At 56.2% G+C, this 14,960-nt stretch carries 16 protein-coding genes; 7 read left to right on the top strand and 9 right to left on the bottom strand.

Going from position 1 to position 14,960, the window contains the following annotated elements; all coding sequences use genetic code 11:
- Positions 1–65 precede the first annotated feature (65 nt).
- Both H2Z84_RS04945 and H2Z84_RS04940 read right to left on the bottom strand, forming a co-directional pair.
- Positions 66–539, bottom strand: coding sequence for a hypothetical protein (locus tag H2Z84_RS04945; protein ID WP_181834984.1), 474 nt, complete (start codon positions 537–539; stop codon positions 66–68).
- Between the two features lie 61 nt (positions 540–600).
- Positions 601–918 (bottom strand): helix-turn-helix domain-containing protein, encoded by a 318-nt coding sequence (locus H2Z84_RS04940; protein WP_181834983.1) that lies wholly within the window; start codon positions 916–918, stop codon positions 601–603.
- A gap of 142 nt (positions 919–1,060) precedes the next feature.
- On the opposite strand from H2Z84_RS04940, the gene H2Z84_RS04935 reads away from it, so the two are divergent.
- Positions 1,061–1,840 carry an XRE family transcriptional regulator gene (locus H2Z84_RS04935; protein ID WP_258869295.1) on the top strand — a complete coding sequence of 260 codons (780 nt, stop codon included), beginning with the start codon at positions 1,061–1,063 and terminating at the stop codon, positions 1,838–1,840.
- 414 nt (positions 1,841–2,254) lie between these two features.
- Here H2Z84_RS04935 and H2Z84_RS04930 read toward each other — a convergent pair whose 3' ends face one another.
- A complete protein-coding gene (locus tag H2Z84_RS04930; protein ID WP_181834982.1) occupies positions 2,255–2,674 on the bottom strand; it encodes a nuclear transport factor 2 family protein in 420 nt (139 codons plus the stop codon).
- 135 nt (positions 2,675–2,809) lie between these two features.
- On the opposite strand from H2Z84_RS04930, the gene H2Z84_RS04925 reads away from it, so the two are divergent.
- Together H2Z84_RS04925 and H2Z84_RS04920 are read left to right on the top strand one after the other, a co-directional pair.
- Positions 2,810–2,905, top strand: a complete 96-nt coding sequence (locus H2Z84_RS04925) for a LysR family transcriptional regulator (protein WP_181834981.1) — start codon at positions 2,810–2,812, stop codon at positions 2,903–2,905.
- Between the two features lie 57 nt (positions 2,906–2,962).
- A complete protein-coding gene (locus H2Z84_RS04920) occupies positions 2,963–3,652 on the top strand; it encodes a LysR substrate-binding domain-containing protein (RefSeq protein ID WP_181834980.1) in 690 nt (229 codons plus the stop codon).
- 17 nt (positions 3,653–3,669) lie between these two features.
- Here H2Z84_RS04920 and H2Z84_RS04915 read toward each other — a convergent pair whose 3' ends face one another.
- Positions 3,670–4,140, bottom strand: coding sequence for an Lrp/AsnC family transcriptional regulator (locus H2Z84_RS04915; RefSeq protein ID WP_181834979.1), 471 nt, complete (start codon positions 4,138–4,140; stop codon positions 3,670–3,672).
- A gap of 234 nt (positions 4,141–4,374) precedes the next feature.
- Here H2Z84_RS04915 and H2Z84_RS04910 point away from each other — a divergent pair, with 234 nt between their 5' ends.
- Together H2Z84_RS04910 and panB are read left to right on the top strand one after the other, a co-directional pair.
- Positions 4,375–4,992 (top strand): LysE family translocator, encoded by a 618-nt coding sequence (locus H2Z84_RS04910; RefSeq protein ID WP_181834978.1) that lies wholly within the window; start codon positions 4,375–4,377, stop codon positions 4,990–4,992.
- A gap of 130 nt (positions 4,993–5,122) precedes the next feature.
- Positions 5,123–6,004: a 3-methyl-2-oxobutanoate hydroxymethyltransferase gene (gene panB / locus H2Z84_RS04905; RefSeq protein ID WP_181834977.1), complete on the top strand. Its 882-nt coding sequence runs from the start codon at positions 5,123–5,125 to the stop codon at positions 6,002–6,004.
- 45 nt (positions 6,005–6,049) lie between these two features.
- Here the strand turns inward: panB and sgrR are convergent, their stop codons facing one another.
- Positions 6,050–7,741 carry an HTH-type transcriptional regulator SgrR gene (gene sgrR, locus H2Z84_RS04900; RefSeq protein ID WP_181834976.1) on the bottom strand — a complete coding sequence of 564 codons (1,692 nt, stop codon included), beginning with the start codon at positions 7,739–7,741 and terminating at the stop codon, positions 6,050–6,052.
- A 252-nt stretch (positions 7,742–7,993) separates the two neighbouring features.
- Positions 7,994–8,938, bottom strand: a complete 945-nt coding sequence (locus H2Z84_RS04895) for a helix-turn-helix domain-containing protein (protein ID WP_181834975.1) — start codon at positions 8,936–8,938, stop codon at positions 7,994–7,996.
- Positions 8,939–9,029: 91 nt separating this feature from the next.
- Between H2Z84_RS04895 and H2Z84_RS04890 the strand changes: the two genes are divergently transcribed.
- Positions 9,030–10,274 carry a DUF1479 domain-containing protein gene (locus H2Z84_RS04890; RefSeq protein WP_181834974.1) on the top strand — a complete coding sequence of 415 codons (1,245 nt, stop codon included), beginning with the start codon at positions 9,030–9,032 and terminating at the stop codon, positions 10,272–10,274.
- A 220-nt stretch (positions 10,275–10,494) separates the two neighbouring features.
- On the opposite strand, the gene H2Z84_RS04885 is transcribed toward H2Z84_RS04890, so the two are convergent.
- The 3 genes from H2Z84_RS04885 to H2Z84_RS04875 are packed head-to-tail and all read right to left on the bottom strand — an operon-like array spanning position 10,495 to position 13,274.
- Positions 10,495–11,673, bottom strand: coding sequence for a porin (locus H2Z84_RS04885; RefSeq protein ID WP_181834973.1), 1,179 nt, complete (start codon positions 11,671–11,673; stop codon positions 10,495–10,497).
- A complete protein-coding gene (ribB, locus tag H2Z84_RS04880; protein WP_309545436.1) occupies positions 11,670–12,353 on the bottom strand; it encodes a 3,4-dihydroxy-2-butanone-4-phosphate synthase in 684 nt (227 codons plus the stop codon). The genes H2Z84_RS04885 and ribB overlap by 4 nt, the downstream gene beginning before the upstream one ends.
- A 21-nt stretch (positions 12,354–12,374) precedes the next feature.
- Positions 12,375–13,274, bottom strand: a complete 900-nt coding sequence (locus tag H2Z84_RS04875) for a LysR family transcriptional regulator (protein WP_181834972.1) — start codon at positions 13,272–13,274, stop codon at positions 12,375–12,377.
- Positions 13,275–13,462: 188 nt separating this feature from the next.
- Here H2Z84_RS04875 and H2Z84_RS04870 point away from each other — a divergent pair, with 188 nt between their 5' ends.
- A complete protein-coding gene (locus tag H2Z84_RS04870; RefSeq protein WP_181834971.1) occupies positions 13,463–14,950 on the top strand; it encodes a UbiD family decarboxylase in 1,488 nt (495 codons plus the stop codon).
- The last annotated feature ends 10 nt before the right edge of the window (positions 14,951–14,960 follow it).

The raw sequence follows: 14,960 nt of genomic DNA, 5'->3' as shown, positions 1-14,960 counted from the left end.
GGGCAGTTTCATTTCTGCCAGCTCTGCAGCACTGTAGTGAGTTTTGAGTTCGGCTTGGGCCATGCTTAGTCCCCAAACAATTCAAGTTCCGGCTGGCCTGTTTTGATGACGTTCTCGCGGTGGTATGCCACCTGCGAGAGAACTTCATTCAATACGCCAAGGGTTTCCGACAGTTCAGACTTCCCCCGGTAAAACTGCTCCAGAAGCATCACGGCCTTACCGAAATTGGCTTGCATTTCTCCCAGGTCGCCAGCTTTGGCCTTTTTCCCGCTTGGAATGCTGACGACCAGCTTTCCGCAGGCAATGGCGAGGTACTCAATGACATTGGCGGAGCCGCAGAGCACAGCAAACTGGAGCAGGCGACCTGCAGGCATCTCACAGTCGGATACCCAGCGGGCATAGGTAGAGCGGTTTGTTCCCATTAGCTCTTCCATCTGCTTACGCGGACGTCGATGCGCTTTGAGCGCATTTGCCTCATCAAGATCGAAAGCCTCGGCAAGGCTGGTTGGTCTGCGGGATTTCCCGCTGTGGTTTCTCATGGCGTGACTCCTTGCTCAGAGAATCTGTGTTGTGGCCATTTGGTCAGCTCACCCCTACCATTCACTCAACAACAACAGCCGAGCGGGATGCCGCTTGGGTATTTGCAGATGAAGGGGGAACGGATGGGAAAACTGGCTTAAAATGGCGCTTAGCGTAGCGGCTTGGCCAGATGGTCTCCGGCGTAACGCCAATAGCAGCAGCGATGATTCCTTCTGCTTTTGGCCACGATCTATCCAAGGCATTATTCAATGCACTAGGGCTCAAACCAGCCCCGATAGACAACTTGCGAAGAGACCATCCAGCCTTACGAACGGCCGCCACAATATCCGCCCGGTGCCAATCCTCGGCGGGTTTTTTTTGGGTTGCGGATGTGCTCATTTCTTAATCTCTTGCGGTGATTAGGTGAGCACATGATACCTGAAAATGAATACTTAACAACCGTTTTCAACTTGTTTTCAGGTTTAAGTGTGTGTGAAATCAAACACTGACCAAGAAAGCTATTAATTTTCAGGCGCTTGCAATGAACTCTAAAACAGGTACTGATGGTCAGATGTTGCTTTCAGGTTCACTAGATCAACCTGAAAGTAACCGGTCCGCTCTTGGGAGCCGAATTAGAGAGGCTAGAGAGGCTATGGGAGTGCCCAGGATTGAGGCTGCCAATGTCGTTGGTGTCTCACTATCAACATTCCAGGCATGGGAGGCAGGCGAGAGAGAGCCCGATGCGACAAAGATCTCGATCTATGCCAAAAAATATGGTCTTGCGGCTGATTGGTTGCTGTTTGGTGAAGGAGAAATGCGCAAAGGGTCTACTGATAAGGTGGCATCTTCATCAGACTCTCAATGCCAATGCTGCGATACGTTGGGAAATCCCGTGGATCTGGACGAATTTGTCTTCATCCCTCGCTACAATCTCAAGGCTGCAGCAGGGCATGGCGCGGCGGTAGCTGGTGAAAAGCCCATCTTCTCCATGTCTTTCCGGCGCTACTGGATAGATAACTTCCTGCGAATTGACCCCAAGGACCTATCAGTCCTATCGGTAAAGGGTGATTCAATGGAGGGTGTTCTGAATGACAGGGATGTCATCCTGGTGAATCACGCAGACACATCGCCAACAACTGGGCTGTATGTGCTGCGCATTGAGGGGGACTTGCTTGTTAAGCGGGTGCAGAAGCTACCAGGTGGGAAGCTGGAGATCATGAGTGCCAACGAGGCATACAGGCCCTTTGAGATTGATCCTGCGAATCCTGGCGGCGATTTTGCAGTTGTTGGCCGCGTAGTCTGGTTTGGCCGTCAACTCTGACGCCTGACGTCAGTGCAAATAACTTGCTAAAAGTGCCATTTCTGGCCTTGCGCGTGTAACTCTTTCGCAAAATTTAAACAGCGGGTGCCTTGGGGCGGTTGATTGGCTGAAACGCTTGCCTGGCGCGGCTGATCCCGCTTCATCCCATCTGGTCCCGCTGGTTCCTCCCTGTGCAATTAACCTCAGCACACCACACTATTTCTGGTGGGAATCAGGCAACTATGGCCTGGGGTCTGCCCCTGAGATACCGCTGACTTGGATCGTCCTGCGCATGAACAACAAGAGCACTGGTCCATCAAAGGGTCAGTGCTCTTGTTGTTTATGACATTAAAAGTTGGCCACGTCCGAGTTTCGGCCATTACTGACATTCGACCTCACACAAGGCAATGACTGCTTAAAGCGGTCTGAAAAGGGTTAATCATTTTCGGAGCAAGCCTTGCTAAAGCGATCGCCCAGGTCGGCACGGATGGTGTGGGTGTCGTAGATGATGACCAGCTTTTCAATCAGGCCGTCAACAGTGAAGTCAAACACGTCCACGCAATCAAAGCTGACGGTGCTGTGGTCTTTCAGCACCCAGTCATACCGAAAATAGGCGGTGGCACGGCGGCTGCCCTGGCTGCTGTGGAAGATGTCCAGCAGGGTGATCTTGCTATTGCCCGAGGCATCGGCCAGCTTGCGATAAAACGACGCAGGACTGACCCAGCCCAACAGGGGCGAATAAATGGTGGCCTGTGGCGCAAACAGCGCGACCACCTCATCCACATTGCTCTGTTCAAGTGCGTGCAGGTAGTCTGTCAGACTGGCTGCGAACTGCGCCGTATCGATACCGGACATTGCTGTATTCCTTGTTTGGTGTGAGCCACCACCCTTAGCCATTTGCCCATGAGCCGAATATCGACAAATTCTGAAGCCGGATATGCAGCGGATGCATACTCGCTTGGCGATCTGACCAAACGCCTGCCATCCATCATGGGATTGCAGGCGTTTATCGCCGTCGCCCAGTTGGGCAGCCTGTCGCGCGCAGCCACCCAGCTGCACCGTACCCAAGGCGCGGTCAGCCGCTAGATCCAGCAACTGGAACAGTACTATCTGCTTGCCTTGTTTCGGCGCAGCGCCACCAGCATGTACTTGAGTCCGGAAGGCGAACCGCTCCAACAGGTTGCCCGGTGCGTATTGGCCGAGCTGTCCGCTTTTTCACGCTTGGCCAGCCCGCAGCAGCAAGTGATTCGCCTGCGCCTGCCATCCACGCTGGCACTGCGCTGGTTCCTGCCTCGGCTGGACAGCCTGCAACAGTTGCTGCCCGGCATTCGCATCGACATCAGCACCTCCATCAGCGATACCCCCGATTTCACCGGCGCAGAGCTGGACGCCATGCTGGTGCGTGGCGATGGCCAATGGCATGGCCTGCATGCAGAACGGCTGTTTGCCGAGCACCTTACCCCGATGTGTCGCCCGGATATGGCGCTGGAGTTGCACACCCCGGCTGATATGCAGCACCACTGCCTGATTCATGCCGATACCAGCCAGCAGGCGTGGCAAGGCTGGTGGCAGCAATATGGCAGCGGAGAAATGACCGCGCGCCATGTGGTGTTTGATTCGCTGGAGTCAGCTACTGGTGCGGCGGTGCTGGGCTACGGCATTGCGCTGGGAGACCCGCGCCTGGCGCACGATCGGCTGGCCAGCGGCGAGTTGGTGATGCCGTTTAGAGATTTGACCACCTGCGCGCTTGCCTACTTTCTGGTGATGCCCGAGCCCAGCCGCAACAGCCCCAAACTGCGCGAGCTGACTGCGGCCTTGCTTACCCTGGCATAGGGTGCGGCTACCGCAGCTTATCCACCGCTGCTATTCGCCAGCGGGAGTGGCCGGTCCTGAATCACATTCTTCATGACCAGGGTTGAGGTCAGCCGCTGCACACTGGGCAGGGACGATAGCTGCTGATCATAAAGCTGCTGGAAGGCTGGCAGGTCTCGCGTAATGACGTGTAGCAGGTAGTCAGGATCGCCAAACAGGCGTTGCGCCTGAGTCACCTGTGGCAGGTCCAGCAGGGAAGCCTCGAACGCAGCAACCGCCCGCTGATTACCTTCCTTGAGCGTGACAAATACCAGGGCCGAAAAATGCAGGCCCAGCATGTCCGGGTCAAGGTGCGCATGATAGCCCTTGATCGCGCCGGACTCTTCCAGTGCTCTTACCCGACGGTGGCAGGGGGACACGCTCAGGCCAACGCGCTCTGCCAGTTCTGTGACAGATAAACTGCCATCAGCCTGTAGCTCTGCAAGAATCTTGCGGTCTATCTTGTCCATGAGGAAAAATTTTCCAAAAATTCCGGTTTTTACACAAAAACCAGGGAGCACATTCTAACCTCGACCACCTAGTATTTCTATCTCCAAGACAAGGCCGGTTTTTGCCTGCATTCGTTGCCAGTCAAGACCGCTACTGCATCAAGAGGAGTGTGAAATGCCAATGCTGTTTCCCGCATATCCGCAGCAGGACCTGCCCTGTATAGGCGGTGCTTATTCTTTCCGGGAGGAATGGTCATGAGTTTTGCCATGTTGGCGGCCTTCTGGGGCGTATCCATCCTGTTTGTCATTACGCCGGGAGCCGACTGGGCTTATGCCATTTCTGCTGGCATGCGCGGTAAGGTTGTCGTGCCGGCGGTCAGCGGGCTGATTGTGGGCCATCTGATCGCTACGCTGCTGGTGGCTGCTGGTGTCGCCGCGCTGCTTGCCCGGCAGCCATTTGCGCTTACTCTGCTCACGGTGCTGGGTGCCGCTTATCTGTTATGGCTGGGTATCGGCATGCTGCGTCATCCTGCAAGTGCGCATGCGGGGGAGGCTATGCTATCTCGCTCTGCGTTGCATTGGACGCTGAAAGGCATTTGCGTCAGCGGCCTCAATCCAAAGGTATTCTTGCTGTTTCTGGCCCTACTGCCGCAGTTCACCAACCCTGCCGCATCTTGGTCTGTTCCGGTGCAGATCATTATGCTCGGGCTGGTACACATATTCAGTTGTAGCGTGGTTTATCTGCTGGTCGGTTTCAGTGCCCAGAAGGTGCTGCGGACGCAGGCCGGTGCAGCCAGGGTGGTGAGTCGCCTATCCGGCATCGCCATGATGGTGATTGCCGCGCTATTGCTCTACGAACAAATCTTGCGTTGAAACTTTCCTGCGTCGGGACCCGCTCACCGTCCATTGCCTGTCTGCCCGTAAGGCTGCCAGCAGGCGGGTATGCGAGCTGAATCAACCCCCGGCAACCTGACACATCCTCCACCTTTTCAAGATCGCACACATGTCACCTACCGACACACACACGGCAACACCACCTTACGGTGCAGGGGCTATCGGCCTGCTACCAGGCCGCAAGCCCATCACGACCCTGCGCCTGTCCCAGATGCGTGAGCAGGGAGAAAAAATCGCCATCCTGACCGCTTATGACGCTACTTTTGCAGCAGTTGCCGATGCTGCCGGCGTGGACTGTCTGATGGTGGGCGACTCGCTGGGTATGGTGTGCCAGGGGAGAAGCTCCACGGTTGGCGTATCCCTTGAGAGCATGCTGTATCACACCCAGTGTGTTACTCAAGGCCTGCTGCGTACCGAGGGACGGGCACTGATCATTGCCGACCTTCCCTTTGGCACTTATCAGCAGTCAAAAGATCGGGCGATTGAATCGGCCATTCAGCTGATGCAAGCCGGCGCCCAGATGGTGAAGCTGGAGGGCGGTGGCTGGACAACGGAAATCGTGGCTTTTCTGGTAGAGCGGGGGATTCCGGTTTGCGCCCACCTTGGGCTGACACCGCAAACCGTTTCGGCGCTGGGGGGCTATCGGGTACAGGGCCGGCAGGCCGCTGCGGCGGACAAAATGCGCGCGGAAGCCAGCGCACTGGACGATGCTGGTGCCAGTATGATGGTGCTGGAAATGGTGCCGGCCGAACTGGCCAGCCGCATTACCCAGGCGATGCACGCCTGCGCCACCATCGGTATCGGTGCTGGCAGCGGTACGGCCGGGCAGGTGCTGGTGATGCATGACATGTTGGGACTGAATCTGGGCCGCATGGCCAGATTTGTCCGCAACTTCATGCACGATGCCGGTGATGTACAGGGAGCTTTTGCGGCCTATGTCCGTGCGGTCAAGGACGGGGTGTTTCCCGATAAAACGCTGCACGCCTGGTAATGGTCAGTCCGCTTGCTGTGCGATTGCGCGGCCAAGTGCCGGGCATTAGCGATGCCAAGCCGATTTGAAGTCAAACCAGCCCAGCGCGTTGAGTTTCAAATCCTGCATGCCATCGCTGACTTGCAGACGCAGCCAGTTGTGGAACAGTGGCAGCAACGTGTGGCGGCTGAGAATGTGCGCGCTGAGCGTGCGTGCATCCAGCTGGCCGCTGCGCCATGCCCGATGCAAATCTGCGGTGGCGGGGTGGTGGTCGGCAAAGGCGGCATTGCGTAACAGTGGCGTACCTAACAGCCATGCTGGAATCGCGTAATCGATATCACTGGTGAAGTTGACCGAGCCCAGGTAAATATCGAAGCCGCCACTGCCTTGTTGCCAGTCGGCAAAGGGAATGCTGTGGCAGGAAAGGTGGATTTGCACCGCCGCCAGGCAGTTTTGAATCGCCTGGGCAATAGCCGGATAGTCAGGTTGTTCTGCCGGGTAGCCCAGACGGAGCGATAGCGTGTCAGGCGCAGGCGTACCCGCTGGCTCACGCTGCTGGAGCAGGTGAAACCATTGTGGCAGCAGGCTGCTGGCCACCGTCCAGTATTGCCGCACCGCGAGTGGAATGTGCTGGATCAACAACAGCGGGGAGAGCAGCTGGAATAGCTGCTGGCGCAAGATGGTGCTGCGCATGGACGCCGCGCGCGCATCCAGCAGGACAAAATAGCAGCCTTGCTCGGCTTCCATGGCATGGGCTTGCTCGGCACTTGCCATGGGGGAAACCTGCACCTCAAGCCCGGCTGAGGCTTGCTGGGCTGACTGTGGCTTCTCACCCAGCTCGGGCAACATCCAGATATCAATTTCATCCAGCAAGGCGCGGTAACCAAAGTAGTCATCAAAAGCCTGCAGGCTCAGGTGAAGGGTGTCGTTGGCCAGCACTTTGTAGGGGCCGCAGCCTACCGGGTGCGAGGCAAAATCGGGATCATGCGCATGGCCGGATGGCAAGAGCAATGCCGCACTGTCTGCCAGCAAGGCAGGAAGCCGCTCATCCGGCTCACTCAGCCTGATGCTGATGCAGCGTGGGGTAAGTGCCTGCACGGTGTGAATATGCGCAAACAAGGGCTGCTGTTGAAGTCGCAGCAGGCTGTGAATGACATCTTCGACGCTTAACAGGCGGCCATCGTGCCAGCGCACGCCGGGCCGCAGATGAAAGTGCCATTCCAGTGGGCTGTGCTGATACCAATGGTGTGCCACATCCGGTTCGACTTCCCCTTTTTCCTCATTCATGGCGGTCAGCCCGCTATAAATCTGCCGTACCAGATGGCGCTCGGAGCGGCGCAGTGCCGTGCCGGGATACAGGCTGGGCAATGCGCGGTAATAGGGGATGCTCAGCACCTGACGGTTGTTTCGCCAATGTTGGCCGAGCTGCCGCAGCAGGATGGTAGCCAGTGCCTGCCGGTCATGGCCCAGCACATCCAGTGCCTGCGCCACTTTTCCCTGTTCCAGCAACAAGACCGCGCTGTCTTTTTGCAGACTCTCGGGCTTGCAGCAAAAGCGCAGCCGCGAGCGCCCGCCGCGCCCAACCTGGGCCTGCCACTCCAGCCAGCCTTGCTGTTGCATGCTGTTCAGCACATTGCGCATATGCCTGCGGGTGCAGCAGGCAATATCAGCCAATTGCTGTAGCCGGGTATCCACCTCTTGCCCGGAAAAGTGCTGATAAAGCCTGTGGTACTGCTGGGTAAGCCGTTTTGGGTGCATAAAAGGGGAAGTTTTCAGATGAATTTCAGCAATTTAATCATGCCTGTTTTTGCGCAAAGATACAGCATCTTCACGCCGCGGAAGCGCTCCCATGAAAACAGCAGACATACTGGCTTATTACGCAGCTTACTTATCCCGGACAATGCCCGATAACCGAGGCAAGGTCCGCTGGGCCTTGCAGCAGCTGGAGGAGTTCCTGCCACCGGTGTCCGCGCAGCAGGACACCGCGACCACTGACAAAGCTAAGCGCGATTAGTCCGCGCCAGACTTGTCCTGCATCAGAGAGTGCGGCCTGCGCTGCAATGCCACCTCCTGTTGGGTATGCGGTGCTGGCTGGTCGGTAAATGCCTTGCGGTACTGCAGCGGCGTCATGTGCTTGAGGCTGCGGAACTGGCGATTGAAATTGGCGATATTCGGATAGCCAGATTGCAGGGCAATGCTGGCAATGGGTAGGCGGGTATCCACCAGCAACTGACAGGCATGGGCAATGCGGCTACGCATCAGATAGCGGCTGACGCTTTCCCCCAGATGCTGCAGGAAATAGCGATGCAATGAGCGCGGCGACAAACTACCTGCCTCGGCCAGCTGCGCGATGCTTAATGACTGGGCAAATTGCGCATCGATCATGGCCAGTATGCGGTTGATGCGCTCTGGCTGATGCCCAGACGGCCTGCCCATGGTTTGAAAAGCGGTGGGTGAAGCCAGCGGCGTACTTGCTTCGTCGGCTAACAAACACAGAATATCCAGCGCTGCCATCAGCCTGCTTCTTGCTTGTGCAGACAGTAATCCATCCAGTCGCTGCTGCATTAGCGCTGCTGTAGCAGGACCAAACGACAGACCACAACCGGCATGCCGCATCAGCCGCAGTAGCGGGGCGTATTCTGGGCAACAACTGGCCAACCTTCTGGCCCAGTCACCATCAAACCACAGCACCACGGCGACCTGATCCTGATCGGGCGCAATCGAGGTATTGGACGACCAGCTATGTGGCAGGTCCGGCGGCAGTAACACCAGGTCGTTGTCGCCATAGTCAGTGATTGAATCGCCGATATAGCGCTTGCCGGTGCTGTTCATGGTCAGCGTCAACTCGTACTCCGGGTGGTGATGCCACTCGAAGGGGATATGTTGCAGACGACGGTGATAAACCCGGAGTGAACACCCTTCGTCCAGGGTGACATGCTCGAATGTAGCTTTCATGGCAGATCAGGAAAATAACTTGGCTGAATCGTATCACAAATGAAAAACAGCCTGTTTTATGCTGGCCTCTCCACCCAAAGGAGACAACAAGATGCATACCTTGCACATCGAGGACTTACCCGGTGCCATCCGTGCGGCCAAGCAGCAGTTGCGCGCAGCCCTGCCGACTTACCGTGAAGTATTCCGGGAAGTAGAAGCAGACATCCGGCGTCAGGTCGCCATCTTGCAGGAAGAGAAGAAGCGCGGGCTGTCGGTCATTCCGGAAATCAACTACGCCGACATCGCAGCGGACAAGGTCGATCCAGGTCTTATCCGTGCCATCAAGACGCGTGGTGCCTGTGTAATACGAGGAGTATTTGCTGCAGAAGAAGCAGAAGAGTGGGATAGGCAAATCGGCCATTACCTGGCAGAAAACCATCTGGATGAGCGGCTGAAATACCGTGCAGAAGACAAGTACTTTGGTGAGCTGGTATCCAGCAAACCACAGATTTATGGTGTTTATTGGTCGAAGCCACAGCTTGAGGCCAGACAATCCGCAGCACTGACCCGGGCCCGCGTGTTCCTGAACCGCCTGTGGCTGAATGAAAGCGAGGGCCAGCGTCACTTCGACCCGGAGCACGTCCCCAGCTATGCCGACCGCTTGCGGCGACGTCCGCCAGGTTCGGCCTCGCTGGGCCTGTCTGCGCATTGTGATGGCGGCTCGGTGGAGCGCTGGCTGGATGAGAATTTCCGCAAAGTGTATCGCCATGTATTTAGTGGCAATTGGCAGGACTACGACCCCTTTGATGGCGCTTATCGTACCGCGGTGCGTGAGATCCCCTCACCGGCGGTCTGCTCGATGTTTCGCACATTTCAGGGCTGGACTGCGCTGACGCCGCAAGGCCCCGGTGATGGCACCTTGCAACTGATGCCGATTGCCAATGTGATGGCCTATATCCTGTTGCGCGCTTTGCAGGATGATGTGCCAGAGGATGATTTGTGCGGAGCCTTGCCCGGCCGCGCACTTTCCATCAAACCGGAGTGGCATCAGGCGCTGGAGGGTGCGCTGTCATCCATTCCGGCCATGCAGCCGGGCGACACTGTGTTCTGGCATAGCGACGTTATTCATGCGGTGGAAGACGAACACCATGGCAGTCACTGGAGCAACGTCATGTATATTGCCGCCATTCCCGCATGTGCCAAGAACGATGCTTATCTGGCGCGGCAACTGCCCGCATTTCTCGAGGGGCGCAGCCCGCCGGATTTCCCGGCGGATCATTTTGAGGTGGATTTCATCGACAGAGGCAGTGCAGCCTGCCTGACTGAATTGGGAGAGCGCCAGCTGGGCATTCTGTAGCAATGACTTTTGTCTCCTTGTACAAGCCGCCTTATGGCGGCTTTTTTTTGATCTTCGGGCAATTCTTCCCCTCCTGGTTTTGGAGGCTCAGCACCAGTACGGCAGATGCAGCAGGTATCGCGGGCCCGACGCAATAACGGCTGCTCCCGCATGGGAAGCAGCCGGAAACTATCAGGTCTGCAACAAGAAAACCCGTGCTGCCGGGTAGTATGGCTGATGGCTAGAATGCAGTGCCAAGGCCGATACCTAGCACGCGCACGCTAGAGCCATCGGCCAGTACAACGGTGTCGCTGGCATTGGTACTGGTGACGACTGGGCTGAAGCCAAGGTTGACGTTTTGGGCCGCGCCATTGTGAATGACTGTGTAGTAACTGAAGAGGCTGGTTTTTCTGGACAGGGCATAGCTGGCACCCACCATCCATTGATGCGCCTTGAAGTCATCTGCCTGATCCAGCGTGGTGTGATGCAAGGCACCCAGCTCGTTCCATGAGGCCTTGAGTGCGAATCGCTCGCTGACTGCCTGACTGATGGCAATAGTCCAGGCTGTTTGTCGCATGGTACTGCTGTCACTGGCTGCGTCATATTTGCCCTGTTCAATACCCCCGCCCAGCAGCGTACCCGTACTGAACTGCCAGGCCGCAATCAACTTGTAGTAGTCAATCGATTTTCCCGGGGCGGTGCTGGGCGAGCCATAGGCCCCACCGGCATAGCCGGCCACATCGTTTTGATGATCCCAGCCCAACCCCAGTTTGAATGGCCCGTTACTGTACTTGACCGCCAGGTCCAACCGGGTTTTGTTACTGCCGCTGATTCGCGTTTCATCCACGCCATAGGATGCAGCAATCTGCACGGGGCCAAGCAAAGGCGAAGTATAGTGAACGGAGTTTTTCAGTCGGGTCTCTCCTCGGCTGAAAATCTGGTAGTAACCAGGCCCGGTCCCCCAGGTATCCGCCGCGGTATTCCCCATTACATCGATGCCAAAATCACTGACACTGCCCACCAGGGTTTTGTAGGCGGTATCGTTATAGCCTGCAATCAGCCGTCCCCAGTCCCGGTTCTCCAGCCCGACAAAGGAATTGCGGCTGGCCAGGGTGGCTGTCTGCCCCCAGTCATTGGTCCCACCCTGCGTTATATCCCGCAAACTGGATTCAACTTGCCAGATGGCTTTGGTGCCATTGCCCAGGTCTTCGAATCCCTTGAACCCAATTCGGGAGTTGGCATCGGACAAACGGGTGTAACGCGGCTTGCTGCTGCTACCGCCAGTGGCGCTGGCCGAATCGATGGCGACACCGATATAACCATAAATTGAAACGTTCTCGCTGGTGTTTTCTGCATGTACTGCTGCAGCACAGACCGACAGCGCGGCCACTGCAAGCAGGCGGGTATGGCTGAACATCATGTATTCCTTGGAGGAGTGGTGAATTGAGGTCGGGCTATCTGGAGCAATGTTTGGTCGGGTTGATCCAGCAAGCGGCTACGGTATAGCGCAATGTCTTCGATGCTGAGCACCGGTAGCTGGTAGCACTGTGCATAGGCGTCAATGGCACTCCCGGTCAGCATGCTGCCGTCCTCGCACATCAGTTCGCAGATCACCGCTGCCGGGGGCAGGCCCGCCAGCAAGCACAGATCAACGCTGCCCTCGGTATGGCCGCGACGGACCAATACGCCGCCTGGGTCGGCAATCAGCGGAAATACATGGCCAGGGCGAACCAGATCGCCGGGGCTGGCGTGTTCGGCCAGGATTGCCCTGATGGTGTGGACCCTGTCTGCAGCACTGACACCGGTGCTGATGCCGTAGCGGGCATCCACACTGACGGTAAAGGCTGTTCCTTCCTTGCTCTGGTTCTGCGCCACCATGTGCGGTAGCTGCATGGCGTCCGCCAGCGCCTGGGTCAGGGAGAGGCAGACAATACCGCTGCCATCGTGAATCATTCTGGCCATCCAGGTCGTGTTCACCATGCAGGCGGACATGACCAGATCCGCTTCATTTTCCCTATCCGTGTCGTCAGTCAGGACGACAGGCAATCCACGCCGTAATGCATTGATGGCTGCCAATATTCTTGCTTTCAGATCTTGCACAATACCAACCCCGCAAGTAATTCAGGAATGACTGTTTAAAAATGGATAACCTTGCTCGACAAGATCCATCAGCTCTTTCATGTGTGACGTAGTGGTCAATTTCACAATCGATGGAAAGAATATCTGTGGCGCCGGGAAAATTTCCATGGCTTTGGCGTGGTGCAGTTTTTCGGTTTTTATTTCAGAAGATGGTAGCAAGGCTGCACCTTGTAAGCCTGACTCCAGCCACTCCAGTAATAGACCTGGTTGAGAAACATGCATGGCAATATGCGGTTCTACTCCGCCTTTTCGCATATGGTCCTGCAGAAATTCGAAAGTCCCGGCTCCATTAGCTCTGCGCAACATAAGTAATGGGTAGTTGCTTAGCTCTGATAGATGTATCTCGCTTTTTTCAGGATCGGACAATAAATTCTTGCTGATGACGGCCTGCACTTTGATCGGGGCAAAGGTGATGCAATCAAAACCATCATTTTTAGCAGGTTTCTGGATCAGTGCGATATCGATCAAGCCATTATTCAATAACACTTCCAGATGGCTGGAGTCGGAGACGGTTACGCCAATTTCCACGTCGGGATGACACCGCTTTATCTCCATAATCAATGGCGAGAAATAAGACTGGAACAAATGTGACAGCCCTATTCGTAGCAGCTTTGTTTCCTGCTTGGATAAGGCAATGGTTTCCATCACCGTATCGGAAACACTTCGCAATATTTCACTCGCCCGTTTGTAAAGATGAAACCCTGCTACCGTTGGTTCGATGCGTCTTCCATTACGGAAAAATAAAGGTACGCCAACCTCGTCTTCCAGTTCGTGCAGCCTTTTACTTAATGGTGGCTGTGCCATATTTAATATGCGTGCGGCATGTGTAATATTTCCTTGCTCAACTACGGTGCAAAAATAGCGTAAGCGTTTTAGATCCATGTCATTCTCCTTCGGCGCATTCTGGTTTTTTAGACTGCTTAAAATATTGATTTAAGTCAAATTGCAATGTAATCGATTACACCATTTTGGTATGGTTTTCCACACCAAAACGGTATTTTTTTGCTGGGCCAGAAATCTTTATATTCGTCGCGGTGAATTCAACTAACCGACGTAATGAAAGGTAAATCATGCATTGCAAATCCGATCATCCCGTACACGACCTGCGCTCTGCGCTGGCACTGCTGCAATCCCTGCCCGGTGAGTTTGTCAGTACTGATACTGAGGTAGACCCGGAAGCCGAACTGTCTGGCGTATATCGCTACGTTGGTGCCGGTGGTACCTGCATGCGCCCTACCCGCAAAGGCGGGCCGGTCATGATGTTCAACAAAGTGAAGGGCTTCCCGGACTTCAAGGTGGTGATTGGCCTGGTTGGTTCGCGCAAGCGTGTCGGCCATTTGTTGGGCTGCGCGCCTGAGCGGCTGGGACATTTGCTGAAGGATGCCGTGCAGCATCCGCAGGCCCCGGTTGAGGTGGGTCCGGACAAGGCCCAATGTCAGGAGGTGGTCCACTATGCCAGCGACCCGTCCTTTGACCTGCGCACCCTGCTGCCGGCACCGACCAATACCGAAGAAGATGCCGGCCCCTACATCACCATGGGCATGTGCTACGCATCGGACCCGGAAACCGGCGAATCCGACATCACCATCCACCGCCTGTGCGTGCAAAGCCGGGATGAGCTATCGATGTGGCTGACACCTGGCCGCCATATCGACGCCTTCCGCCAGAAGGCTGAAGCTGCAGGCAAACCGCTGCCCATTTCCATCAGCATTGGCGTGGACCCGGCCATCGAGATTGCCGCCTGCTTCGAACCGCCGACCACCCCGTTGGGTTTTGATGAACTGAACGTGGCGGGTGCCATTCGTGGTCGCCCGGTTGAGTTATCACGCTGCCTGACCATTCCGGCACGCGCCATTGCCCATGCCGAGGTGGTGATTGAAGGTGAACTGCTGCCCAATGTGCGGGTGCGTGAAGACCAGAACACGGATACCGGCAAAGCCATGCCGGAGTTTCCGGGCTATACCGGCGAATCAAAAGATGCGCTGCCGGTGATCAAGGTGAAGGCCATTACCCACCGGCGCAATCCCATCCTGCAAACCACCGTGGGCCCGGGCGAGGAGCACGTCAATCTGGCCGGCATTCCTACCGAGGCCAGCATTCTCGATATGGTGGATCGCGCCATGCCGGGCAAATTGCTGAATGTATTTGCTCACTCGTCTGGTGGCGGCAAGTTTCTGGCCGTGCTGCAGTTCAAAAAATCCGGGCCCGCGGATGAAGGGCGCCAGCGTCAGGCCGCCTTGCTGGCATTCTCGGCCTTCCCGGAGCTGAAGCATGTGATTCTGGTTGATGAAGATGTCGACATCTTCGATACCGACGATGTGCTGTGGGCCATGCAAACCCGCTATCAGGGTGATGTCAGCACGGTCTTCATACCGGGCGTACGTTGCCATCCGCTGGATCCTTCGCAGATTCCGGCATTCAGTCCCAGCATCCGTCAGGCGGGCACTTCGTGCAAAACCATCTTCGACTGCACGGTGCCCTTCGATCTGAAATCGCACTTTGAGCGTTCCAGATTCAAAGAGGTTGATGTTAAGCGCTTTCTGCCTGATTTCGAATAAGGGGTAAATC

Source organism: Aquitalea aquatica (genome assembly GCF_013911085.1).
Taxonomy (GTDB): Bacteria; Pseudomonadota; Gammaproteobacteria; order Burkholderiales; family Chromobacteriaceae; genus Aquitalea; species Aquitalea aquatica.
The sequence above is the reverse complement of the archived record's forward strand: the minus strand, read 5'-3'. Positions and strand labels throughout refer to the sequence as shown.

Bases quoted from the DNA above. Each gene is read 5' to 3' on its own strand.
- H2Z84_RS04945 (WP_181834984.1), bottom strand. From the start codon at position 539: ATGAGAAACCACAGCGGGAAATCCCGCAGACCAACCAGCCTTGCCGAG.
- H2Z84_RS04940 (WP_181834983.1), bottom strand. From the start codon at position 918: ATGAGCACATCCGCAACCCAAAAAAAACCCGCCGAGGATTGGCACCGG.
- H2Z84_RS04935 (WP_258869295.1), top strand. From the start codon at position 1,061: ATGAACTCTAAAACAGGTACTGATGGTCAGATGTTGCTTTCAGGTTCA.
- H2Z84_RS04930 (WP_181834982.1), bottom strand. From the start codon at position 2,674: ATGTCCGGTATCGATACGGCGCAGTTCGCAGCCAGTCTGACAGACTAC.
- H2Z84_RS04925 (WP_181834981.1), top strand. From the start codon at position 2,810: ATGGGATTGCAGGCGTTTATCGCCGTCGCCCAGTTGGGCAGCCTGTCG.
- H2Z84_RS04920 (WP_181834980.1), top strand. From the start codon at position 2,963: ATGTACTTGAGTCCGGAAGGCGAACCGCTCCAACAGGTTGCCCGGTGC.
- H2Z84_RS04915 (WP_181834979.1), bottom strand. From the start codon at position 4,140: ATGGACAAGATAGACCGCAAGATTCTTGCAGAGCTACAGGCTGATGGC.
- H2Z84_RS04910 (WP_181834978.1), top strand. From the start codon at position 4,375: ATGAGTTTTGCCATGTTGGCGGCCTTCTGGGGCGTATCCATCCTGTTT.
- panB (WP_181834977.1), top strand. From the start codon at position 5,123: ATGTCACCTACCGACACACACACGGCAACACCACCTTACGGTGCAGGG.
- sgrR (WP_181834976.1), bottom strand. From the start codon at position 7,741: ATGCACCCAAAACGGCTTACCCAGCAGTACCACAGGCTTTATCAGCAC.
- H2Z84_RS04895 (WP_181834975.1), bottom strand. From the start codon at position 8,938: ATGAAAGCTACATTCGAGCATGTCACCCTGGACGAAGGGTGTTCACTC.
- H2Z84_RS04890 (WP_181834974.1), top strand. From the start codon at position 9,030: ATGCATACCTTGCACATCGAGGACTTACCCGGTGCCATCCGTGCGGCC.
- H2Z84_RS04885 (WP_181834973.1), bottom strand. From the start codon at position 11,673: ATGATGTTCAGCCATACCCGCCTGCTTGCAGTGGCCGCGCTGTCGGTC.
- H2Z84_RS04875 (WP_181834972.1), bottom strand. From the start codon at position 13,274: ATGGATCTAAAACGCTTACGCTATTTTTGCACCGTAGTTGAGCAAGGA.
- H2Z84_RS04870 (WP_181834971.1), top strand. From the start codon at position 13,463: ATGCATTGCAAATCCGATCATCCCGTACACGACCTGCGCTCTGCGCTG.